General features: G+C 71.0%; 21 protein-coding genes. 4 read left to right on the top strand and 17 right to left on the bottom strand.

Annotated features, from left to right (window positions below; genetic code table 11):
• The 6 genes from pstC to FNV62_RS31420 form a co-directional block, all read right to left on the bottom strand.
• Entirely contained in the window at positions 1-1020 is a 1020-nt protein-coding gene (gene pstC, locus FNV62_RS31445) for a phosphate ABC transporter permease subunit PstC (RefSeq protein WP_079090288.1), read from the bottom strand.
• Positions 1021-1221: 201 nt separating this feature from the next.
• The gene (locus FNV62_RS31440; protein WP_097285968.1) at positions 1222-1605 is read right to left on the bottom strand and encodes a hypothetical protein; all 384 of its coding nucleotides are present in this window, start codon (positions 1603-1605) and stop codon (positions 1222-1224) included.
• 99 nt (positions 1606-1704) lie between these two features.
• Positions 1705-2784, bottom strand: coding sequence for a hypothetical protein (locus FNV62_RS31435; RefSeq protein ID WP_054233673.1), 1080 nt, complete (start codon positions 2782-2784; stop codon positions 1705-1707).
• A gap of 80 nt (positions 2785-2864) precedes the next feature.
• Positions 2865-3803: an N-acetylneuraminate synthase family protein gene (locus FNV62_RS31430; RefSeq protein ID WP_054233674.1), complete on the bottom strand. Its 939-nt coding sequence runs from the start codon at positions 3801-3803 to the stop codon at positions 2865-2867.
• A gap of 14 nt (positions 3804-3817) precedes the next feature.
• A complete protein-coding gene (locus tag FNV62_RS31425) occupies positions 3818-5050 on the bottom strand; it encodes an N-acylneuraminate cytidylyltransferase (protein WP_075028355.1) in 1233 nt (410 codons plus the stop codon).
• A gap of 71 nt (positions 5051-5121) precedes the next feature.
• Complete coding sequence (locus FNV62_RS31420) at positions 5122-6429, bottom strand: DUF6716 putative glycosyltransferase (RefSeq protein WP_097289164.1); 1308 nt, start codon at positions 6427-6429, stop codon at positions 5122-5124.
• A gap of 198 nt (positions 6430-6627) precedes the next feature.
• Here FNV62_RS31420 and FNV62_RS31415 point away from each other — a divergent pair, with 198 nt between their 5' ends.
• From FNV62_RS31415 to FNV62_RS31405, 3 genes are all read left to right on the top strand, one after another.
• Entirely contained in the window at positions 6628-7608 is a 981-nt protein-coding gene (locus FNV62_RS31415; RefSeq protein WP_054233676.1) for a glycosyltransferase family 2 protein, read from the top strand.
• Positions 7605-8939, top strand: a complete 1335-nt coding sequence (locus tag FNV62_RS31410) for an alpha-2,8-polysialyltransferase family protein (protein WP_143602713.1) — start codon at positions 7605-7607, stop codon at positions 8937-8939. The genes FNV62_RS31415 and FNV62_RS31410 overlap by 4 nt, the downstream gene beginning before the upstream one ends.
• Positions 8940-9163: 224 nt before the next feature.
• A complete protein-coding gene (locus FNV62_RS31405; RefSeq protein WP_225900883.1) occupies positions 9164-10288 on the top strand; it encodes an acyltransferase family protein in 1125 nt (374 codons plus the stop codon).
• A gap of 125 nt (positions 10289-10413) precedes the next feature.
• On the opposite strand, the gene leuE is transcribed toward FNV62_RS31405, so the two are convergent.
• The 3 genes from leuE to FNV62_RS31390 form a co-directional block, all read right to left on the bottom strand.
• Positions 10414-11067 (bottom strand): leucine efflux protein LeuE, encoded by a 654-nt coding sequence (gene leuE, locus FNV62_RS31400; RefSeq protein ID WP_143602712.1) that lies wholly within the window; start codon positions 11065-11067, stop codon positions 10414-10416.
• 51 nt (positions 11068-11118) lie between these two features.
• Positions 11119-11697 carry a Uma2 family endonuclease gene (locus tag FNV62_RS31395; RefSeq protein WP_097285965.1) on the bottom strand — a complete coding sequence of 193 codons (579 nt, stop codon included), beginning with the start codon at positions 11695-11697 and terminating at the stop codon, positions 11119-11121.
• Positions 11698-11791: 94 nt separating this feature from the next.
• A complete protein-coding gene (locus tag FNV62_RS31390) occupies positions 11792-13372 on the bottom strand; it encodes a methylmalonyl-CoA mutase (protein WP_054233680.1) in 1581 nt (526 codons plus the stop codon).
• Between the two features lie 228 nt (positions 13373-13600).
• Here FNV62_RS31390 and FNV62_RS31385 point away from each other — a divergent pair, with 228 nt between their 5' ends.
• Positions 13601-14434, top strand: a complete 834-nt coding sequence (locus FNV62_RS31385) for a L,D-transpeptidase family protein (RefSeq protein ID WP_181360916.1) — start codon at positions 13601-13603, stop codon at positions 14432-14434.
• 391 nt (positions 14435-14825) lie between these two features.
• On the opposite strand, the gene FNV62_RS31380 is transcribed toward FNV62_RS31385, so the two are convergent.
• From FNV62_RS31380 to FNV62_RS31345, 8 genes are all read right to left on the bottom strand, one after another.
• Positions 14826-15866 (bottom strand): hypothetical protein, encoded by a 1041-nt coding sequence (locus FNV62_RS31380; RefSeq protein WP_143609059.1) that lies wholly within the window; start codon positions 15864-15866, stop codon positions 14826-14828.
• The gene (locus FNV62_RS31375; RefSeq protein ID WP_060899933.1) at positions 15866-16540 is read right to left on the bottom strand and encodes an RNA polymerase sigma factor; all 675 of its coding nucleotides are present in this window, start codon (positions 16538-16540) and stop codon (positions 15866-15868) included. Before FNV62_RS31375 ends, FNV62_RS31380 begins: the two co-directional genes overlap by 1 nt.
• 615 nt (positions 16541-17155) lie before the next feature.
• Positions 17156-17746 (bottom strand): RNA polymerase sigma factor, encoded by a 591-nt coding sequence (locus FNV62_RS31370; protein ID WP_143602710.1) that lies wholly within the window; start codon positions 17744-17746, stop codon positions 17156-17158.
• A 149-nt stretch (positions 17747-17895) separates the two neighbouring features.
• On the bottom strand, positions 17896-19368 hold the full coding sequence (locus FNV62_RS31365) for an MFS transporter (RefSeq protein ID WP_060899931.1): 1473 nt from the start codon (positions 19366-19368) through the stop codon (positions 17896-17898).
• Positions 19369-19480: 112 nt separating this feature from the next.
• Positions 19481-19876: a hypothetical protein gene (locus FNV62_RS31360; RefSeq protein WP_143602709.1), complete on the bottom strand. Its 396-nt coding sequence runs from the start codon at positions 19874-19876 to the stop codon at positions 19481-19483.
• Positions 19877-19996: 120 nt separating this feature from the next.
• A complete protein-coding gene (locus FNV62_RS31355) occupies positions 19997-20632 on the bottom strand; it encodes a hypothetical protein (protein ID WP_164331791.1) in 636 nt (211 codons plus the stop codon).
• 75 nt (positions 20633-20707) lie between these two features.
• Entirely contained in the window at positions 20708-21211 is a 504-nt protein-coding gene (locus FNV62_RS31350; protein ID WP_060901438.1) for a hypothetical protein, read from the bottom strand.
• A gap of 123 nt (positions 21212-21334) precedes the next feature.
• A complete protein-coding gene (locus FNV62_RS31345) occupies positions 21335-22069 on the bottom strand; it encodes a DUF4328 domain-containing protein (RefSeq protein WP_225900440.1) in 735 nt (244 codons plus the stop codon).
• Positions 22070-22155 lie beyond the last annotated feature (86 nt).

The raw sequence follows: 22155 nt of genomic DNA, 5'->3' as shown, positions 1-22155 counted from the left end.
TCATGCCTCGCTCTGTGCGCCGGACCGGGAGCGGGCCACGACCGAGGAGGCGGTGAAGTTGACCGCCAGGGTGAGCAGGAACAGCGCCAGGCCCGCCGCCATCAGCGCCGACATGCCGAAGGTGGAGGCGTCGCCGTAGTGCAGGGCGATCAGCGAGGAGACCGAGTTCGAGCCGGTCTGCAGGATGTGCGGCTGGATGGTGAAGACCGGCGAGATGATCAGGTAGACCGCGATCGTCTCGCCGAGTGCCCGGCCGAGGCCCAGCATGGTGCCGCCGATGATCCCGGCCTTGCCGTACGGCAGGACGACCGAGCGGATCATTCCCCAGCGGGTGGCGCCGAGCGCGTAGGCGCCCTCGCGTTCGCCCGCCGGGGCCTGCGAGAAGACCTCGCGCATCACCGAGCACTGGATCGGCGCGACCATGAGGGCGACGACGATCCCGGCGACGAAGGTGGAGGCCGTGTAGACGCTGTCGGAGGCGAGCGGTTCGCCCGGCTGGGCGCCGTCCACCGTGAACAACGGTATCCAGCCAAGCCAGCTGGACAGCCAGCGCGACAGTCCGATCACATGCTGCTGGAGGAAGAACAGTCCCCACAGTCCGTACACCACCGACGGTACGGCCGCCATCAGGTCGACCATCGTCACCAGCGTGCGGCGCAGCTTGCGCGGGGCCACGTCGGAGATGAACAGCGCGGTCCCCACGGCCAGCGGCACGGAGAGCGTCACCGCGACGGCGGCGATCAGCAGGGTGCCGGTGAGGACGGCCGCGATGCCGAACCGGTGGACGTCCGGCTGCCATTCGGCGGTGGTGAGGAAGGAGAAGCCGGTGGCCTTGAGCGCCTGACCGGCTCTCAGGAGCAGGAAGAGGCCGACTCCCGCCATGATGGCGAGGACGACGACGCCGGCGGCCGTCAGCTGGTACCTGAAGATGCGGTCACCGAGCCCACGGGCGGCGTACGGCCGCCGGGACGCGGGTCTGTCGGAGTCCGATCTGTCGGACTCCACATGTGCGGACGCCACGTGTGGTCCCCCCACTGCGTAAACGAAACAGGCGTGCGGCGACCGATTGGTGCCGTGCGGGGAGATTCAATGGCTGGATCGTGTCGGTCCAACGCGCGATCCATGGATGGTTGACGAACAACACGTGTCTGTTCGGTGCAACCAGTGTGGAGAAGATTCGGGGTTCCCGTGACCCGCCCGGAAGGGGCCGCCGCCGCGAACTCAGTCGTGGAGCCTCTCGATCCTTGCCAGGAGGATTTCGAGATCCCGCGTGGCACGGACGCAGAAGTCCTGGTCCCCGTACTTGAGGTCGGACAGGACACCCGGGTACCCCGGAGCGGCTCCGGAGAGTTCGTCCCGCACCCTCCGTGGCGCGAGGCACCAGTTCTCGGCCGAGACGTCCGCGACCCACCCGACGTTTCCCTCGAACGTCTCGACGGTCGGCGGGATCGCCAGGCGTACCCGGTCCTGCGGATCGGCGTAGCGCCAGACGACCAAGGGCGGACGGACGAGGGAATCCAGCGGATCCACCCCGGCCGAGATCCGGAACCACGCGATCGTTCCGTGGGCGCGCAGTGCCCGCAGCACCTCCGCCGAGCCGATCACGAGAACGGCCCGGCGCAGCCTGGAGACCCCGGCCTCAACCCCGGATCGATCGACTTCATCGGTCTCCCGCAGTGACTCGACGGACGGTGCGCGGCTTCCCTACGCCGATGTCACCGCCGACAACCGGTGTACGTCCCGTGCCGTTCCCGTCACCCCGGACAGGAAACCCTGGGCGCGCGGAGAGGCGTTCTCCGTCAGCCAGGCCGGGTCGATGTCGCAGACGGCGACGCGGACCTCGGTGCCGGCCAGGGCCAGCGGCAGCGTGTGGACGACCGTGGAGGGGAAGCTGAGGATCGTGCGGCCGATGGGGCCGCGGCGGGCGATCAGTTCCAGGGGGAGATCGGGGCGGACGATCTCCAGGCCCGTCTCCGCGGCCAGCCGGTGGAGCTTTTCGACGCTCTCGCGGCGGTGGGCGAAGTAGCGGGTGGCACCGTGGGCCTTGGCGAGGGTGCGGACCGCCTGGAGATAGCGGTCCGGGTCGACCACACCCGTCTCGACGAGGGACGTGCCGACCATGTCCGCGCCCTTGGTGAGGCGGGGCGGCCCGAAACGGGCCCGGGTCCAGGAGAAGTCGTTGGCGCTGACGCGCACACCGATCGGGGTCTCGTCGATCGGCATCGAGGAGAACACCTCGACCGTACGGCGCTCACTGGGCGTCAGCCGGCGCCGGGCCAAGGAGGACACCGGGGCGAAGAGCAGGTCGCGCGGGCCCGGGCGGCCACCCTTGCGGTGCCAGCGGACCAGTCGTTCGCCACGGGCGAGCTGGGCGACGAACTCCATCGTCGCCGTGCCGTCGTCGACCACGACCAGGTCGGGGGCGCGGGTGATGGTCAGGAGGAGTTGCACATAGCGGGAGAACGGGTCTCCCATGACGATGCGGCGGGCCCTGCGCAGCAGCGGGGCGAGGCCGCCGATGGTGTGGAAGGGCGCCGTGGAGCCACCGCGCGCCTCCTCCCAGCGGACCGAGTGGCCCTCGTCGCGGGCCAGTTCGGCCATGCGGCGCAGTTGGCCACGGGTCATCGGGTCGTTGGGGGACAGGACGACGAGGGTGAGCCCCGCGCCGGGCGCCGTGCCGTGGTGGGCAGAGGTGTGTGCCCATTCCAGCACGTTCAGGAGCTGTACCGGACTCTCGACGAAGGCGAGAGTGTGGGGGCCGGTGGATCCGGCGCGGGGGCTCATCGACGTACGACCGTCCTGTCGTAAGGAGTTGTCGTAGGGGGGTGGGAGGTAACGCGTGGGGGGTTCTGGAGGTCAGGACCTCAGACCGTGACCGGCTCGCCCGCGGCCGCGGCGATCTCGGCCTCGGCGACGACGCCGGTGACGCGGCGCAGCTTCTTCATGGGGCCGAGCTCGGACTCGTAGACCTTCTTGACGCCGTCGCCGAGGGAGGCCTCGATGGTGCGGATGTCGCGGACGAGGCGGGTGAGGCCCCCCGGCTCGACGGAGGCGGCCTGGTCGGAGCCCCACATCGCGCGGTCGAGGGTGATGTGACGCTCGACGAAGGTGGCGCCCAGGGCGACCGCGGCCAGCGTGGTCTGCAGGCCCGTCTCGTGGCCGGAGTAGCCGATCGGGACGTTCGGGTACTCGGCCTGGAGGGTGTTGATGACGCGGAGGTTGAGCTCCTCGGCCTTCGCCGGGTACGTCGAGGTGGCGTGGCAGAGCAGGATGTTGTCGCTGCCCAGGACCTCGACCGCGTGGCGGATCTGCTTCGGGGTCGACATGCCCGTGGAGAGGATGACCGTGCGGCCGGTGGCGCGCAGGGCGCGCAGCAGCTCGTCGTCGGTGAGGGACGCGGAGGCGACCTTGTGGGCGGGGACGTCGAACTTCTCGAGGAAGGCGACGGCCTCGGTGTCCCACGGGGAGGCGAACCAGTCGATGTTCTTGCTCTTGGCGTACTCGTCGATCTGGCGGTACTCGTCCTCACCGAACTCCACGCGGTGGCGGTAGTCGATGTAGGTCATGCGGCCCCAGGGGGTGTCGCGCTCGATGTCCCACTGGTCGCGCGGGGTGCAGATCTCCGGGGTGCGCTTCTGGAACTTGACCGCGTCGCAACCGGCCTCGGCGGCGGCGTCGATCAGCTTGAAGGCGTTCTCGAGCTCGCCGTTGTGGTTGATGCCGATCTCGCCGACGACGTAGACGGGGTGGCCGGGGCCGGCGGTCTTCGAACCGAACTGGCGCAGACGGGAGTTGGTGCTCATGGTGGAGAAGTTCCTTACTTGTCGAGGGAGTCGAGAGAAGGGCCGAGGATCCAGCTGGCGATCTCTCGGATCGCGCCGTCGCCGCCGGGGACGGTGGTGACCGCGCGTGCGGCGCCGCGCACGACGTCGTGGGCGCTCGCGACCGCCACGGGCCAGCCCACGAGGGCGAAGCACGGGAGGTCGTTGACGTCGTTGCCGACGTAGAGCACGCGCTCAGGCGCGATGCCCTGCTCCTCGCACCACTGCTTCAGTGCGAGGTCCTTGCGGTCGATGCCGTGCAGGACCGGAATCTTGAGCTTCCGGGCCCGGGCGGCGACCACCGGGTTCTGTTCCGTGGACAGGATCAGCATCGTCAGCCCGCTCTTGCGGAGGGCGGCGATACCGAGGCCGTCCCCGCGGTGCACGGAGACGAACTCCCGTCCGTCGGAGTCGATCAGCACCCTGTCGTCGGTCTGGGTGCCGTCGAAGTCGAGGACGACCGCGTCGATGTCCTCCGCGGTCGGAAGCGAGCCGGGTCGGTTCGCGTCGAAGAGGGGGGCCAGCGCGCGGGCGCGGGCGAGGTCGTGCGGGTCGTCGATCTCCAGCACGCGGGCCGGGTCGGTGCGGACGAGCTCCGTGCGGCCGAAGAAGCGGTGCTGGTGCTCGCGCAGGCCCGCCGCGTCCATGGCGTAGGCCGCGCCGGTCTCCAGGAGGTCCTGGGGCCGGTCCTGGCGGCGGGGCCGGAAGGACTTGTCGTGGTTGACGCCGTTGCCGCCCTCGGTGGACTCGTCGGCGGCGTCGCGCCAGATGAAGCCGTGGAAGTTGGCCACCGTCAGCGCGGTGTCGGCGCCGTTCTCGACGACGGCCCCGGCGACCCCGTCGATGTCCTCCCGCGTGATGAACGGGCTGGTGCACTGGACGAGCAGGACCACGTCGACCGCGGATCCGTGCAGCGCCTCGTGGGCGTCCAGGGCGTGCAGGACGGCGGCCTCCGAGGTGGCGGTGTCACCGGCGATGGCGGCGGGGCGCAGTACGACCTCGGCGCCCGCCTCGCGGGCGGCGGCGGCGATCGCCTGGTCGTCGGTGGAGACCACGACGTCCGTGACGAGCCGCGTCGCCCGGCACTCGCGCACCGCGCGGGCCACCAGCGGCACTCCGCCGACCGGGAGGAGGTTCTTGGCGGGGACGCCCTTGGAGCCGCCGCGCGCGGGAATCACCGCGAGCACCCGGCGCACCGGCGCCGCGTGACCCGCTTCCGAGTTGGTCATGCGCTGTTCTCCTTGACGAGGGACACGGGGAAGGCTTGGGATCGGCGGAAGGCCCGAGGGATCGGCGGTGGTCACAGCTCCCCCATCCGCCGGATCACGGGGGCCACGCGCTGCACTCCGTGGCGGTAGGCGCCGCGGGCCGCCCGGCGGACGATCTGCCGTACGGGGCTGGGCTCCTTGTCGGCCGCGGGGGCGCCGGGCAGCGGGCTGCCGTCCGGGGCGAGGTGGTGGCGGGCGAGGATCCCGGGGAGGTAGCCGGGGGCGGTGACGGGCGTGTAGTAGGGGGCCAGGGGCAGCAGTCCGGGGGCCGCCAGCAGGCCGGTGATCCGGGCGCGCGCCTCGTCGAAGGCCGTCTCGTACTGGCCGTCGGCGGCGACGCCCTGCCGGGCCACCCACACCGGGTCGGGGGCCGGCTCGTGTCCGGCGTCGAGCTGGTCCCAGGAGGCGAGGCAGCCGGAGCCCACGAAGTGGTGGTTGCCGAGCGCCTCGCGCACCCCGAGGTCGCTGAGGACGACGGTGGGGATGCGGCGGTGCAGGGACTCCAGGGCCGCCGTGGAGCTGATGGTGACCAGCAGGTCGGTGCGGTCGAGCACCTCGCCCATGTGGCCGTACACCAGCCGGAAGTTGGCGGGCAGGTCGGTCTTCTGCGCCAGCTTCTGGTAGGGCAGCTCCTCGATGTGCGTGGTGTGCTCGCCCGGCTTGGAGCGCAGCTTCAGCAGCACCTCGCGGTCCGGGTGGAGGCGGGCGTGCTGGATCAGCCGGTTCAGCAGGTACGTACGGTCCTTGCGGTTCTCCGGGACCGAGGGCTGGGCGGCGAAGACGACCGTGTACGGGTCGTGCTTCTCGTAGGCGGCGCCGCCCAGGAAGGGCAGTGCCACCTCCGTCACCGAGGAGGCGTCGGCGCCCACTCCCTCGTACACGGCCCGGAACCGTTCCGCGTCCTGTCGGGAGTTCGCGAGGACGAGGTCCGCGCCGTGCCGCAGCAGCAGGCCGTCGGCGAGCTTCTCGTAGACGACGCCGACATAGCCGGTGACGACCACGGGCCGCTTGCTCCGCCCCTCCCAGACGTGGGCCAGCCCGTGCAGGATCGCCTGCACACCGCCGCCCACGAGGGCGATGACGAGGACGTCGTACGGCTCCCCTTCCATGGCGCGCAGGAATTCGACGGCGGTGACCTCGCGGAGGGAATCCGCGCGGACGCCGACTTCTTCGAGCTGGCGGGCGGTGGGGGTGGCTCGGCCACGCAGGAGATAACCGTCAAGCAGAATGTCCGATTCAGTCGGTGAAATGCGATTCGCGGTGAGCGAACCCCATTTCCACCGGGTGTCGGAATCCGCGAGAACGGCGACCCGCAGGGACTTCCTGGTACTTGCTGGCACGTCCAAGACGCTAGGAAGCCATTCCGAGTTGCGGCCCAACCTGAATGCAACAAACGGTTAACAGCACATCGACGAATGGCGAATCAGGCCGTGATCCAGCCGGAAATCAGCTGGGTTCACGGCTTCGCCACGCGTCGTTCACCTGACATCTCACCAACGGTCAAGACGAATGCCGGGCTGCCGCCTAACGTCACGTGGGTGGTCAAGCTCTCCGTCATCGTGCCGTTCTACAACGTGCAGCAATATGCACCCGACACCTTGAAGAGCCTGCGTGCGAACGCACGTGAGGACTTCGAATTCGTTCTCGTGGACGACTGTTCGCGAGACGAGACTCCGGACATTCTCGCGCGCGCGGAGCGCGAGCTCCCGGGCGCGGTGTATGTCAGACACGAGAAGAACGGAGGACTGGCGACCGCGCGCAACACGGGCATCGACGCGGCGCACGGCGAATACCTCACGTTCCTCGACGGGGACGACTGGCTCGCCCCCGGCTATTACGAACAACTTGTTGCCTCCATCGAGCAACTGGGCTGTGACTTCGTCCGTACGGACCATGTGCAGTGCACCGCGCGGGCCCGCACCATCCACAGGGTCCCGCACGGCCGTCGCGGAGTGGTACTGAACCCCCGCGACGCGATACTGCCCGCCGACCGCTCCACCTCCGTCGACTACGCCTACGCCTGGGCGGGCATCTACCACCGCCGACTGGTCGACCGGGGGCTGCTGCACTTCACCGACGGCCTGCGGACGGCCGAGGACCGGCCCTGGATCTGGAAGCTGCACCGGGAGGCGGAATCCTTCGCCACGGTGGGGCTTCTCGGTGTGTTCTACCGACGTGGCGTGGCCTCCTCCCTCACCCAGATCGGGGACGTACGCCAGCTCGACTTCATTCGCGCGTTCGACCAGGTGGTGGCGGAAACCGCGGCGGACCGCGACGCCGAAAAACTCCTGCCCAAGGCCGTGCGCACGTATTGCGCGATTATTTCCCATCATCTGGGATCCATCGAAAGGTTCGAGCCGGCAGTGGCACGGAAACTGAAGTCGATGAGCGCCGTCGCTCTGCGGAACATGCCGCAGGACGTGCTCGACGACGCCCTCGACTCGATGGACGTGCAGCGCGCCACGCGGCTGCGCCGGCTACGCCGCCGTCCGGCTTCCACCACGGGGGTGGCCGCGTGACCACCCAGATCTTCATGGCGTCCACGCTGTACGGCACGGCCACGCTCGCCGCGGCCCTGGACAGCGACTGCTTCCGCCCCGCCGACCGGCGCATCCTGCTCGTCTCCAACAACGCGGCGACGCCCGAGACGACGCCCGGCCTCGACGAGATGCCCGGGTTCGAGCAGCTGCGCGGCCGCTTCGACGACGTGATCTCGTGGAACGAGACCATCTCCCCCTTCCACCCGGGCGGCTGGGCCCCGCGGCTCGACGACGTCCCCCTGTGGGAGCGGCACCTGCGGCTCGCCTGGAGCCTCGGGGACGACGACATCGAGCTGGCCGTCGAGTCGATCCAGGTCAACCCGGCACTCGGCATCTCGCAGATCTTCATGGGCGCGCCCGTCACCGTGTACGCGGACGGCCTGATGAGCTACGGACCCACCCGCAACAAGATCGACCCGCTGGTCGGCACGCGCGTGACCCGCCTGCTCCACCTGGACCTCGTCCCCGGCCTCAAGCCGCTGCTCCTCACCGAGTTCGGCGTCGAGCCGGAGATCGTGCCGACGGACGCGTTCTCGAAGGTGCTCGCCGAGCTGGTCGACACCGGCGACGAGCTGCCCTTCGTCGACGAACCGGCCCTCCTGCTCGGCCAGTACCTCTCCGCGCTGGACATCCTCACCGCCGAGGAGGAGGAGAACCTCCACGTACGGATGCTGAAGGGCGCCCTCGCGCTCGGCCACACGCGCGTGGTGTTCAAGCCGCACCCCTCGGCCCCGGCCCGCTGGTCGCGCCTGCTGGAGAAGGAGGCCGAGAAGCTCGGCGCCGACCTCACCGTGCTCGACACCCCGGTCCTCGCCGAGGTGCTCTACCAGCGGATGCGCCCCGCCCTGGTGGTCGGCTGCTTCTCCACCGCGCTGCTCACCGCGTCGGCGCTGTACGGCCTGCCGGTCGCCCGCGTCGGCACCGGCCCCCTGCTCGACCGTCTCACGCCGTACGAGAACAGCAACCGCGTCCCCGTCACGATCGTGGACGCGCTGCTGCCCGAACTGACGGACGAGTCGGCGGTCAACGAGCAGCGCCAAAGCATGGACGTGACGGCCCTGACGGACCTCGTCCGGGCCGTCGGCTTCGCGATGCAGCCGAAGATCTACCCGGACCTGCGCCCGGCCGCCGAGACGTACCTGACCAGGCATCTGAACCACCACACCCGGCGCTACTTCAAGCGCAAGCGCCTCACCTCGCTGGCGCTGCCCGGCGCGGTCCCGGCGCAGCTGGCGTTCATCCCGCGCAACGCCACCGTGCGCCGCGTGGCGCGCCGCGCCCGCTCGCTGAAGCGGGCGGTGGGTCGCTGATCCGGTTCCTGGGCCGGGCCGCGCGAACCGGCCCAGGAACCCGAAACGACGTGCAGGTGAACGCGTAGGGACCGTCGGGCGAATCGTCGGTCGGACGGCCAGGTAAACCTTATTAATCGGATTAGTGTGCTGTGGGTCCACTGAGTCCCGTTGAGGGGAAACCTGTGATCGACTCGCGCGAGGCCGTCCAAGTGGCCTCCACGGGCACCGTGGCCCGCACCGTCCTGCCGCCCACGGACGCAACGCCCCCCGCGATACCGGCCAAGCGCCGGGAGACGCGGCTGCGCGCACTGGACGGACTGCGGCTGGTCGCCGCGCTGATGGTGGCCGCGTACCACTACGGCGGACGCGACGGCGAGGTCGCGAAGGCCTGGGGCGGCTCGCCGCGCCACCAGTTCCCCGTGCTGCACGGGTACTTCGCGTACGGCTGCCTGGGCGTCCAGGTGTTCTTCGTGATCAGTGGCTTCGTCATCTGCATGAGCGGCTGGGGGCGCCCGCTGCGCTCGTTCTTCGCCTCCCGCGCCTCCCGGCTGCTGCCCGCGTACTGGGCCGCCATCATCCTGGTGACGGTGGTGTTCGCGCTGCCGATGGTCGCGTTCAAGACGGTCTCGCCGAGCGACACCCTGGTCAACTTCACGATGCTGCAGTATCCGCTCGGCGTCGACCGGGTGCTGGGCGTGTGCTGGACGCTGTGGGCGGAGGTCCGCTTCTACGCCCTCTTCGCGCTGTGCATCGTCCTGCCGGGCGCGAACCGCCGCCGCGTGATCATGTTCTGCGCCGGCTGGACGCTGGCCTACGTCATCGCGCAGGGCGCCAAGATGCCGCTGCTGGACATCGTCCTGATGCCCGAGTACGCGCCGTACTTCATCGGCGGCGTCGGCCTCTACTTGGTGCACCGCGACCGCAAGGACGTGTACGCCTGGGGCATCGTGGCCGTGAGCTGGCTGATCGGCCAGCACTACGCGGTGCAGGGGCTGTGGCACGCCCCGCAGGCGGGCGGCTTCTCCTACCGCACCACCTACGGCATCGTCCTCGTCGTCACCTTCGGCTATGTCGCGGTCGCCGCGATCGCCCTGGGCTGGCTGCGCTGGGCCAACTGGCGCTGGCTGACGGTCGCGGGCGCGCTGACGTACCCCTTCTACCTCGTCCACGAGCACCTGGGCTGGGTCGTGATCAAGGCCCTCCACCAGGGGCTGCACATCCCGTCGTACGCCACGTTCCTGCTGACGGCGGCGAGCATGCTGCTCCTGGCCTGGCTCCTCAACCGGTACGTGGAGAACTGGCTGACGCCCAAACTGCGCACGGCGCTGGCGAAGCCCCGGCCGACCGTGGGGACGTCTCGGCCGTAGGGCGCAGCGCGCGGGTTCAGCCGATCCCGTACCGCAGGCGGCACGGCTTCGTGGCTGCGGGAGTACGCGAGGCGCTTGGGCGTCCTGGGCCAGGGCCTCTCCCAGGACCTGGCCGAGGAGCTGTCCTAGGCGCTGGCCAGGGTGAGCTTCACGGCGAAGCCCAGGAACAGGGCGCCCGCCGCGGTCGTGGCCCCCGCCGAGAGCCGCTTGCGCCGCCGGAAGGCCGCCGCCAGCTTCGTCCCGCTGAAGATCAGCGCGGTGAGGTACAGGAAGCTGGCGAGCTGGGCGAAGGCGCCCAGGACGACGAAGGAGAGGGCCGGGTAGGCGTAGCCCGGGTCCACGAACTGCACGAAGAAGGCGACGAAGAACAGGATCGCCTTCGGGTTGAACAGGCTGATCACCAGCGCCCGTCGGTAGGGCCGCTCCTCGGCGGCCGGCGCCGAGGCGGCCTCGCTCTCCTCGGCCCGCTCGTACCGGGTGCGCCACATGCCCCACGCGGCGCGCAGCATCCCGACCGCCAGCCAGGTCAGATATCCGGCCCCGGCGTACTTCACGATCCCGAACAGCACGGCGTTGGCCTGCAGCAGCGAGGCGACTCCGGCCGCGGACAGGGTCATCAGCACGGTGTCCCCGCACCAGACACCCGCGGCGGCCGTGTACCCCGTGCGTATGCCCTTGCGGGCGGCGACGGACAGCACGTACAGCGAGTTCGGACCGGGAAGCAGAACGATCAGCACGAGTCCCGCGAGATAGGTCGGGAGGTCGATAACACCAAGCATGAGGTGGAGTGTCGCACGAGAGTACGACACTCCACCTTCGGGTGTCGGTGGTCAGTCGCCGTCGAGGAGGGTGTCGACGGCGAGGTCGAGGCTGACACCGACGGAGTCGGGGACCGGAACGCTCTGACCGCGCTTGAAGCGCTGGGGGGCGTCGTACTTCCCGTCGACCGGGTCCTGGTAGAGGAGCACCTCGTCGTGCTTGCGGTCGACCACGATGTAGACCGGGATGCCGGCCTCCGCGTAACTCTCGACCTTGGGGCCCAAGTCGTCGGACCAGTTCGAGGACGTCACTTCCATGACCAGGCGGAAGACGTTCGGGGCGTAGCAGTTCTTCTGGACCAGAGCGTCGCGGAAGTCCTCGTCGACGACCGAGAAGTCCGGGATCGCGTAGTCGTCAGGTAGCGCGGGCAGCCAGAGGCCGATGCCCTGGACATACCTGAGCCCGGCCTTCCGTGCCCCCGCCCCGTCGAACGCTACGACCAGCCAAGACAACGACTGCGCATGCGAACCGTCCGGCGGCGGTGTCGCAGTGAGCCTCCCCTGGAGAATCTCCACGCGGTGCCCAGGCAGTGCACGGGAGAGCAGGTCGGCGGCTTCGCCCAGCGTCAGCTTGTGTTGCAGTACGGCCACGGCACCCTCCTTTTCAGGGGGCTCACTCTTCACGAGAGTAACCGGGGCCGATCGAACTCCGCCCCTGATCACTCATACGGAGTAACCGCCCAGCTCAGAACGCATCGCTCGGCACATACGCCCCCCAAACCCCCCGCAACGCGTTGCACACCTCGCCCACCGTCGCGCGGGCGCGCAGGGCGTCCTTCATGGGGTAGAGGACGTTGTCCGTGCCCTCGGCCGCCTTCTTGAGGTGGGCGAGGGCCGCGTCCACCGCCGACTGGTCGCGCTCGGCGCGGAGCTTGGTGAGGCGTTCGGCCTGCTGGGCCTCGATGGCCGGGTCGACGCGGAGGGGCTCGTACGGCTCCTCCTCGTCGAGCTGGAAGCGGTTGACGCCGACCACGACCCGTTCACCGGAGTCGGTCTCCTGCGCGATCCGGTAGGCGCTGCGCTCGATCTCGCCCTTCTGGAAGCCGTGCTCGATCGCGGACACCGCGCCGCCCAGCTCCTCGACCCTCGCCATCAGTTCGACCGTGGCCGCCTCGACGTCGTCGGTCATCTTCTCGATGACGTAACTGCCGGCGAAGGGGTCGACCGTCGCCGTCACGTCCGTCTCGTACGCCAGCACCTGCTGCGTCCGCAGGGCCAGGCGCGCGCTCTTGTCCGTCGGGAGCGCGATCGCCTCGTCGAAGGAGTTGGTGTGGAGCGACTGCGTGCCGCCGAGGACCGCGCCCAGGCCCTGGACCGCGACGCGCACCAGGTTCACCTCCGGCTGCTGGGCGGTCAGCTGGACCCCGGCGGTCTGGGTGTGGAAGCGCAGCATCAGCGACTTCGGGTTCTTCGCGCCGAACTCCTCCCGCATCACCCGCGCCCAGATGCGCCTGGCCGCACGGAACTTCGCGACCTCCTCCAGGATCGTCGTACGGGCGACGAAGAAGAAGGACAGGCGGGGGGCGAAGTCGTCGACGTCCATGCCGGCGGCCACGGCCGTGCGGACGTACTCGATGCCGTCTGCGAGGGTGAACGCGATCTCCTGCGCGGGCGAGGCACCGGCCTCGGCCATGTGGTAGCCGGAGATCGAGATCGTGTTCCACTTCGGGATCTCGGCCTTGCAGTACTTGAAGATGTCCGCGATCAGCCGCAGGGAGGGCTTGGGCGGGAAGATGTACGTGCCGCGCGCGATGTACTCCTTGAGCACGTCGTTCTGGATCGTGCCCGTCAGCTGGTCGGCCGGGACGCCCTGCTCCTCCCCCACCAGCTGGTACATGAGCAGGAGCAGCGCCGCGGGAGCGTTGATCGTCATCGACGTGGACACCTTGTCCAGCGGGATGCCGCCGAACAGGATCCGCATGTCCTCCACCGAGTCGATGGCCACGCCGACCTTGCCGACCTCGCCGTGCGCGATCGGCGCGTCCGAGTCGTGGCCCATCTGGGTGGGCAGGTCGAAGGCGACCGACAGGCCCATCGTGCCGTTCGCGATCAGCTGCTTGTAGCGCGCGTTCGACTCCACGGCCGTGCCGAAGCCCGCGTACTGGCGCATCGTCCACGGGCGGCCCGTGTACATCGACGGGTAGACACCGCGGGTGAAGGGGTACGCGCCCGGCTCGCCCAGCTTCTCGGCCGGATCCCAGCCCTCCAGAACCTCGGGTCCGTAGAGGGGTTCGATGGGCAGTCCGGACTCCGACTCGCGCGCCATTGCTGTGCCTCCCGCTGAAGTTACTTACTGGTAGGTCCGACCCTCGCCACGGACTGTAGCGGCGGCCGTGCGCGGGATGGAGAGGACCGCGCTGGGACCTTGCTCACAGGCTTCATCGCTCTCAGGATTCATTGCTCACACGCTTCATTCCCCAGGATGGCGCGTCGTTCGCAACCGGGCGCGCGTGGGGAGCATCTCAGGGGACACGACGACGCACCGGGGGTTGGAATGCGTACGACTGGTATGGGGAGATCGCTGGCCGCCCTCGTGGCACTCGTAGCGGTGAGCGGCTGTACGGCCCAGGCCGTGGACGCGCACGGGAGCACGCAGGGAAGGACGCCGGGCAGCACGCCTCCGTCCGCCTCGAAGACGGACCGTTCGGCCACGCCCGGGGACGACAAGCCGGGCGGCACGACGCCGTCCGCCGCCCCCAAGGTCCTCTGGTCCCGCGGCGACAAGGGGAACGACGTCCGTGAGGTCCAGGCCCGGCTGCACCAGCTCGCCTGGCTCATCCCGGCGCCGACGGGGACGTACGACACCCCGACGGTCACCGCGGTGAAGGGGTTCCAGGGCAAGCGCGGGCTGCCGCGGACCGGCGAGCTGGACGCCGTCACCTGGGGGCGGCTGCGGGGGATGACGCACAAGCCGGCCGCGTGGGAGTTGTACCCGTACGGCGGGCAGCCCGCCGCGCGGCCCGACCCGCGCTGCATGACGGGCCGGGTGCTGTGCGTCAGCAAGACGAGCCGCACCCTGCGCTGGATGATCGACGGGAGGACGGTCTCGGAGATGGACGTGCGGTTCGGCTCGCAGTACACGCCGACCCGGGAAGGGGTCTTCAGCGTCTACTTCAAATCCCGCTACCACGTGTCGACGATCTACCACACGTCCATGCCGTACGCGATGTTCTTCAGCGGCGGCCAGGCGGTCCACTACTCCCCCGACTTCGCGGCCCGCGGCTACTACGGCGCCTCGCACGGCTGCGTCAACGTACGGGACGAGGGGAAGATCGCGGCGCTGTTCGCCCAGGTCCGGAACGGGGACAAGGTCGTCGTCTACTGGTGACGGCCGGCCCGGAGGGGGCGGAAGGAGTGATGGGGCGCGGGCGGGACCGGGGGAACGTGTCCCGCCCGCGCCGATGTGCACCGGGCCTGGGTACGGGGGGAACCCCGGCTCGGTGCGACGGCCGATGACCAGTCGGCTCACCCAGTACTGCGTCGGCGCGGCCGAAAACGTCACACCCTGGCGGAAGAAATTTCCGAGGGAGTGAGAAACCGCAGGTCAGATGGCAGATTGCTGGGTTCTCGGAGTTCGCGTGGCTGAGAACACGCCCGGGCCGGATGGCCGAAAGCTCGCTCAGAGGGCCGACAGCGGCGACTGCCTGGAGGGTCTGCTTCAGGGACCGGCCAGAGGGCCGACCGCAGCGGCCGACCAGAGGGCCGACCTCAGCGACTGCTCAGAGGGCCGACCGCAGCGGCGCGACGACCGAGCTCGGCGACGGGGCGAGGATCCCGTTGTCGCCGTGATGGCTCCCCGTACCGCCCGACCCTGTGTGGCCGTCGCCGTCACCGCCGCTGTCCCCGCCACCGGAGCCGCTGCCCGAACCGTCGCCGGAACCGCCCCCGGCACCCTGGTCGGAGCCGGAGTCCGAGCCCTGATCGCCCCGGCCGTCGCCCGTGTTGGCGCCCGCCCGGCCCAGGACGTCCTTGCAGTACTTCGTCACGCGCCGGCCGCCGCCCGCGGCGTCCACCAGGACACGTCTGCGGCCGGACTCCAGGGTCTTGCCGTCCAGCACGTCGCGGCAGTACGAGCGTGTCTTGGCCCACCACTCGCGGGCGCGGGCCGACCGCCCCGCGTCGGAGGAGTCGGGCTGTCCGCTCGGCGCGCCGGGCCCCTGGGCCTCGTCGTCGCCGGAACCGGCACCGGTCGGCGCGCTCGTGGTGGCGCCCGGGACCGGGGCCTGGGAACCGTCGGCCTTCGACGCCTGCGGCGACGGCGAGAGGGACGGCTGCCGCGGTGTCTGTGCCGCGGAAATCGTCGCGGCCGGGTGCGGCGAGTCGTCACGGAACGGAGTCGGCAGCACTCCGGTTCCGGCCGCGACGGCGACCCCGCCGATCATCCCCGCGGCCAGCGCGGCGACGATCCCGAGGCGCACCGGGCGGCCCCAACGGGGCCCCCGCGGGGCCGGACCCGGACGGCCCAGCCGGACGAGACCCGCGTCGGCGGAATGGGCCGCGGCCCCCGGGCGCACCCGTCCGCCGCGCTGGGCGACCTCACCCTGCCGGTCCGCGCGAGCCCGCTGGAACGCGGCCAACGCGACAGCCTCGCCGGGGAGTTCGGCACTGGTCGGCGCGGGTTCGGGTGCCAGCGCACCGAGCACGTCGGCGAGCCGCTTGGCCCGGCCCTGGGTGTCGGCGTCGACGGCTTCCAGCGGCTCACCACGCAGCAGACGCTCCGCGGCGTCACGGTCCAGCCACTTGTCCTGCTCGTCGGCCATCACATGTCCTTCTGCGTCCGCGAACGCGTATGCGTCACACCCGCGGACGTCACCGCGCGTGTGCGCGACTCTGTTCGTGACTCTCTTTGTGGGGGGACGACACCGAGGCCGCCAGCGGATTCCGGATCCGCGCCGAGCAGCTCCGCGAGCCGCTTGAGACCGCGGTGCGCCGCGGTGCGGACGGCTCCGGGGCGCTTGCCGAGGGTCTCGGCCGCGGTCTTGGCGTCGAGGCCGACGACCACGCGCAGTACGACGGCCTCCGCCTGGTCCTGGGGCAGTTGGGCGATCAGCGAGAGGGTGCTGTTGGTGGCCAGCGCCTCGATCGCCTCGCCCGCGGTGTCGGAATCCCCCGCCTTCGCGGTCAGTTCCGTCTCGTCACCGCCGATCGCGGGGCGGCGCCCGCGCATGCGTATGTGGTCGAGGGCGCGGTTGCGGGCGATCCGGGCGGCCCAGCCACGGAAGCGGTCCGCGTCACCGCTGAACCTCTCCAGGTCACGGGCGATCTGCAGCCAGGCCTCGGACGTGACGTCCTCCGCGTCCGGGTCACCGACCAGCGTCCGTACGTATCCGAGCAGCCGTGGGTGCACCGAGCGGTACACAGTCCGGAACGCGGTCTCGTCCCCGTCCTGTGCCGCAAGCACCGCGGCGGTCAGCTCCGCGTCGTCCCCCAGCACCGCGCGCCCTTCTCCGCCTAAGCCGGCGCCGCTTTCGCGGACCGGGCTGCTCGCCGTTGTGGTTCCTCGATTGGTGGATGCGGTCCTAGGCCCCTCATGGGTGCGGTTGTCCGTCCTCCGCACCCCGGCGCGAATGGCACGTTACGGCCTGAAACCGCTCCCCGTCCATGTTCGTACAGGATGCAACTAACTGGTGACACAGCGAGGTGTGACAGAAAACGCAGCCGCGGCGCTGTAGAGAGTACGGGTCGCCGCGCGGCCCGTGCCGCGCGACGGTCGGGGCCTCTCCTGTGGGGGGTGGCGGCCCCGGCCGTTGCCATCGGCCCTCTGACTCTCCTTGAACGCGCGCCCCGGTCGGCGCTGCTGGCGCGGTCGCCAGTCGTCGCGCCGCCGGGACCGCGCCCCGTGCGCCCCGCCCTCGCGAGCGGCCCGGTACGCGGCGACGGCCCGCCCCTCGGCCTCCGGATCGACGGGAACACCCCTTACGGCGCAGGCGAGCAGCGCGTCGAGGGAGGTCCCGTTCTCGCCCATGCCCTTGCCCACCCCTGCCCGTCCTCGGCCGACCGCTTCCTGACGCTCGTCCCGAATCCCTCGGCGTCCAGGGGTCGTTGGGCGTCACACCCCGGGCTCCCCGTCGGCGCCGAGCTGCTGCGCCAGGCGCTTGAGGCCACGGTGGGCGGCGGTGCGGACCGCGCCCGGGCGCTTGCCGAGGACACGGGCGGCGGCGGGACCGTCGAGGCCGACGACCACCCGCAGCAGTACGGCCTCGGCCTGGTCGCGGGGCAGCCGAGCGACCAGTTCCAGGGCGTGCTCCGTGGAGAGGCTCTCCAGCGCCTGGTCGTGGGTGCTGTGGGTGCCGGGCAGTTCCAGTACGTCGTTCTCGAGCCCGGTCGCCCTGGGCCGTACCTTCTGCCTCCGCAGATGGTCGAGCGCGCGGTGCCGTGCGATGGTCGCGGTCCAGCCGCGGAACCCCGCCCCGTCCCCCTTGAACCGCCCGAGGTCCCGCGCGATTTCCAGCCAGGCGTCGGACGCCACGTCCTCCGCGTCGTCCCCGACGATCCCGCGCACGTACCCGAGCAGTCCGGGCTGCACGATCCGGTACGCCAGCGCGAAGGCCGCCTCGTCCCCCTGCTGCGCCCGCGCCACGGCCGCACCGAGCTCACCGTCGTACGCCTGTACGCGGCGGGGTTCCCCTCCCTGGCCCAACGCTGTCCTCGTTCGCCCCGAGTCGGTCAGAATGCGCACCGTGCGACACGGTCGGCCGTGTCGACGCCCACGTGGTCATCTGCGTCGGGCCTCACATAAATGTCACAGCTCGTCAGGCACCCCGGGCGCCCCTCGGAACACGTCCTGGCTCAGGCGTCCGTCTCCACCGGTTCGGGCAGCGGAGCCGGCCGCGCCTGCGGGGCCGGCATCCGGTCCGCGTTCACCACGACCCCGGCGATCAGCGCGGCCAGCAGCAGCGCTCCCATCGCCCACCAGGTGGCCACGTTGAAGCCGTGCACGGCGGCCCGGGAGGCGAGGGCGCGACGGTCGACGCCGGGGGCCGCGTGCGCGGTCGCGTACCGGGTCGTCACGCTCGCGGCGATCGTGTTGAGCAACGCCGTGCCGATCGAACCGCCGACCTGCTGGGCGGTGTTGAAGGTGGCGGAGGCCGCGCCCGCGTCCCGGGGCGCGACGCTCACCGTGGCCAGCGAGATGGAGGTCATCATCGCCGTGCCCATGCCGAGGCCGAGCATCAGCATGCCGGGCAGGATGTGCGAGGCGTACGCGGGTGCCACCCCGACCTGCGCGATGATCGCCAGCGCGCCCGCGGCCAGCAGCAGCCCGGGGACGATGAGGGCGCGCGGCGGGACCCGGTTCAGGAGGCGGGCCGCGACCTGGGTGGAGCCGGTGATCATGCCGACGGTGATGGGGAGGTAGGCGAGTCCGGTCTTCATCGGCGAGTACCCGAGCACGCGCTGCATGTAGTAGGTGAGGAAGAGGAAGACCCCGAACATCCCGATGGTGACGAAGAGGATGGTGAGGAACGCCCCGACCCGCTGCCGGTCCCTGACCACCGACATCGGCAGCAGAGGCACCCGGGCGCGGGTCTGCCAGAGACCGAACACGCCGAGCAGCACGACCCCGGCGGCCAGCAGTCCAAGGACCAGTCCGTCGCCCCAGCTCCTCGACTCCGCCTCCGAGAAGCCGTAGACCAGCGAGAGCATTCCGGCGGAGCCGAGCACCGCGCCCGGCACGTCGAGGCGGGCGTCCTCGTAGCGGCCGCCGCCGCTGAGCACCGCCAGCGCGCCGGCGAACGCGACCAGGGCGATGGGCACGTTGACGTACAGGCACCAGCGCCAGTCCAGGTACTGGGTGAGGAAGCCGCCGGCGAGCAGCCCGAACGCCGCGCCCGCGCCGACGATCGCGCCGAACACGCCGAACGCCTTGCCGCGTTCCCCGGGGTCGGTGAACGTCGTCGTGAGCAGCGACAGGGCGGCGGGAGCGAGCAGTGCGGCGAACACGCCCTGGAGGGCGCGCGCGCCGAACAGCATCCCGGAGTTCGCGGCCGCGCCGCCCAGCGCGGACGCGGCGGCGAAGCCCAACAGGCCGATCATGAAGGTGAGTCGGCGACCCGCGAGGTCGGCGATCCGGCCGCCGAGCAGCAGCAGTCCGCCGAAGGCGAGGGTGTACGCGGTGATGACCCACTGCCGGTTGCCGTCCGACATGTGCAGGTCGCTCTGGGCGGAGGGCAGGGCGATGTTCACGATGGTCATGTCGAGGACGACCATCAACTGGGCGAGCGCGATGACGACCAGCGCCCACCAACGGCGGTTGTCGGCCACGAGGCCTCCCGAGTCCGGCGGTTGTCCTCATGTTCACTCCGGAGACCGCCGTTTGGGAACGGTCGCGTACCTTAAGAACCGGCAATCTCGCCGCCGTTCGGCACGCTTCCCCCTATCCCACGGCCTCGCGGCACAGCAGCCGCAGCGAGCCGTCGCCCGCATAGCAGCGGTGGGCCTCGTCGATGGGGTCCCACAGGCGCCCGTCGGGGGTGCGCAGCCAGTGCTCGCCGCCCGTCTCCCACCACTCTGCGCCGGTGCGCCGGACGACGACCTCACCGGCGTACGCGCCGAAGCCGCGCAGCACGGTGTGGAGGGCGGCGTACGGCGCCCCCTCCCGGCGTATCTCCTCGATCAGCCGGTCGACGCGCCACAGGCTCTGCGCCGAGTAGTCGAGGCGCAGCCGCGCGCCCTCGCGCATCGTCGCGACGGTGTCCGCGGCCCAGCGCACGGGCTTGTTCGCGGCGGAGGGCCTGGTCGCCCGGATCGGGTTCGCACTCGTTGCGTTCACACTCGGAAGAGCGCCTTCCGGACGGGATCCGTCACGCGTGCCGGGCACCTTCGCGACACCGACCCAGGACCCCCATCTCCGGCCCCAGGACGGTCACAGGAACCCCTCAGGGAAACAGGTTTACGACCGCCCGCGCGCCCGACGCGACACCACCGCGCGCAGGACGCGCCGCCCCTCCGTCGACACCTCAAGGGCGGGGCGCAGGCCGCCCGCGCCGCGGCCCGCGAGCAGTTCCAGGACGGCGACCTGGCGGCGCCGTTCGGCCGCGACGAGGGGGCCGTCGCCGTCGGCGGCGACATCGAGGAGCCGGTGGATCTGCAGGGCCGCCGCCGAACAGGCGTCGGCCCAGGCGCGCAGGGCGGACGCGCAGGGGTCGCCGGGGGCGGTGGCGAGCATGCGGCGGGCGAGCGCGGCGGCACGGTCCTCGTCACTCACGGCGGCCTCGGTCTCGGCCTCGGTCTCGGCCTCGGTCTCGGTCTCGGTCTCGGTCTCGGCTCCTGAGCCGGATCCGGGGGCGGGGTCGGGGCCGAGGACGGTGTCGGCGGAGGGGTCGGCGCAGTCCAGTTCCGCCCGCGCCTTGGCGAGCCGTTCGCCCCAGGCGTCGCCGTCCGCGCCACCGTCGGCGAGGCTCGACCAGAGCGGCCGCAGGACCTCGTCGTCGCCGCCCAGCAGCGGTACGCACCGATCCAAACAAGCCAGCCCGCTCGCCGCCAGACCACGCTCGTCGGCCCGAGCGATCAGGTCCACCAGGCTCATCACGCCTCCCTCGACAGGGCGCTCCCGCTTACGGAGCCCGCACTTTCCCTTACTGCGTGCTCCGGAGCGGGAGTGTCACAGGGGCACCACTCCGAGCCGGTCGAGGAACCGGAAGAGCAGGTTTTCGGCCAAGGGGTCGGCGTCCGCGGTCAGCACGGCGAGCAGGGGCTCGGCCACCACCGTGTGCCCGGCCTCCGCGGCCCAGGCGACAGCCCGTGCGGCGGCGTCGGAGGGCTCCAGGAAGTAGTCGTCGACGGTGAGCCCCTCCTCGCCCTGCCCCAGGTGCGCGGCCATCGCCGTGCGCGCCAGACAGGTCGTCCACGCGCCGCTCCCGGGACCGGCCGCCTCGACGACCACACAGTCGCTGTTCATGACGTACCCGAAGAGCGCGGGCGCGCCGGTCTCCCGGGCGAGCGTGTTCATGCTCCCGACGTCGCCGTCACCGCTCGGGTACTCCCAGACCTGCCAGCCGTCGGGCGCCGTGGTCCGCAGCACCATCCCGTGCGCCGCGCCCAGTGCGTCCAGCTCCGCGAGCGGCCGCTCGCTTCTGCCCACGACGTAGTAGCCCCAGTAGCCCATGCCGGTTTCCCCCCGGTGGTGTTTCGGTTCGGCCGCGCCGAATACACCACAGGGGCAAGTCAATTGGCCAGGGAATCGGCCGAACCGGCGCGCCGCCCGCCTCCAACGGCCCAACGCCGACGGTCAGCGGTGGTCCCGGACGGCCGCCGGGACCGGCTCCCCGGGCGGGACCGGGCCGCGCAGGGCCTTCTCGTTCTGCATCCGGGTCAGCCGCAGGACGACGAGGATGGCGAGTACGGCGGCCACGACGCCGGTGACGTCCGCGAACAACACGTCGCCCACGGCGACGTAGAGCTCCGTGGCTGTCTCGGCCTTGCGGTAACTCTCGAACCCGGCCCGGCCGACGAACAGCGTGATGGTCCACATCACCCACCATGCGTTGACGAGCCCGTGTGAGGTGCGGGTGCCGGCGGGACGGCTCGCGTCCCAGGTGTTGAGCATGATCCGGCGCGGGAACCAGAGGTTCACCACCGGCACGAACCAGCCCCAGCCCGTCCAGGCGCGCCCCATCTCGTGCCCGAACGGGTCGAACACCTCGGCGTTGATCCGCACCCGGTGGAACCAGACGAGGTAGACGACGACCGTGGCGACCAGGGAGGCCACTTGCACGACCCCGACCTCGGCCATGACCGAGTCCGCGTGGACCGCGTCCCGCTGGACCGCCTCGCCGGCCTCGCCGGCCTCGCCGGTCACGATGGTGCCCGTGACGTCGTAGACCTTGACGCCCGCCCAGATCGAGAAGAGACCCACGACGACCACCACGCCGAGCAGCACCGCGACCGCCCTCCCGAGACCCACCGGCGAGCGCAGCCAGGCATCCCCGTGCGGCGGCGCCATGGTGCCCCCGGGCACGGGCATGGGCGTACTGGACATGAAACCCCCCGAATCACCGGCACATGAGTCCGTGCCGGTGGAAGAAACCGGGCGCGCCCCTCCCCAGGGCA

Source organism: Streptomyces sp. RLB3-17, from assembly GCF_007113425.2.
Lineage (GTDB): Bacteria > Actinomycetota > Actinomycetes > Streptomycetales > Streptomycetaceae > Streptomyces > Streptomyces mirabilis_D.
The sequence above is the reverse complement of the archived record's forward strand: the minus strand, read 5'-3'. Positions and strand labels throughout refer to the sequence as shown.

Excerpts from the sequence above, each read along its gene's own strand:
- FNV62_RS31435 (WP_054233673.1), bottom strand. The coding sequence starts at position 2,784 with ATGAGCCCCCGCGCCGGATCCACCGGCCCCCACACTCTCGCCTTCGTC.
- FNV62_RS31430 (WP_054233674.1), bottom strand. The coding sequence starts at position 3,803 with ATGAGCACCAACTCCCGTCTGCGCCAGTTCGGTTCGAAGACCGCCGGC.
- FNV62_RS31425 (WP_075028355.1), bottom strand. The coding sequence starts at position 5,050 with ATGACCAACTCGGAAGCGGGTCACGCGGCGCCGGTGCGCCGGGTGCTC.
- leuE (WP_143602712.1), bottom strand. The coding sequence starts at position 11,067 with ATGCTTGGTGTTATCGACCTCCCGACCTATCTCGCGGGACTCGTGCTG.
- FNV62_RS31390 (WP_054233680.1), bottom strand. The coding sequence starts at position 13,372 with ATGGCGCGCGAGTCGGAGTCCGGACTGCCCATCGAACCCCTCTACGGA.
- FNV62_RS31385 (WP_181360916.1), top strand. The coding sequence starts at position 13,601 with ATGCGTACGACTGGTATGGGGAGATCGCTGGCCGCCCTCGTGGCACTC.
- FNV62_RS31380 (WP_143609059.1), bottom strand. The coding sequence starts at position 15,866 with ATGGCCGACGAGCAGGACAAGTGGCTGGACCGTGACGCCGCGGAGCGT.
- FNV62_RS31355 (WP_164331791.1), bottom strand. The coding sequence starts at position 20,632 with ATGAGCCTGGTGGACCTGATCGCTCGGGCCGACGAGCGTGGTCTGGCG.
- FNV62_RS31350 (WP_060901438.1), bottom strand. The coding sequence starts at position 21,211 with ATGGGCTACTGGGGCTACTACGTCGTGGGCAGAAGCGAGCGGCCGCTC.
- FNV62_RS31345 (WP_225900440.1), bottom strand. The coding sequence starts at position 22,069 with ATGCCCGTGCCCGGGGGCACCATGGCGCCGCCGCACGGGGATGCCTGG.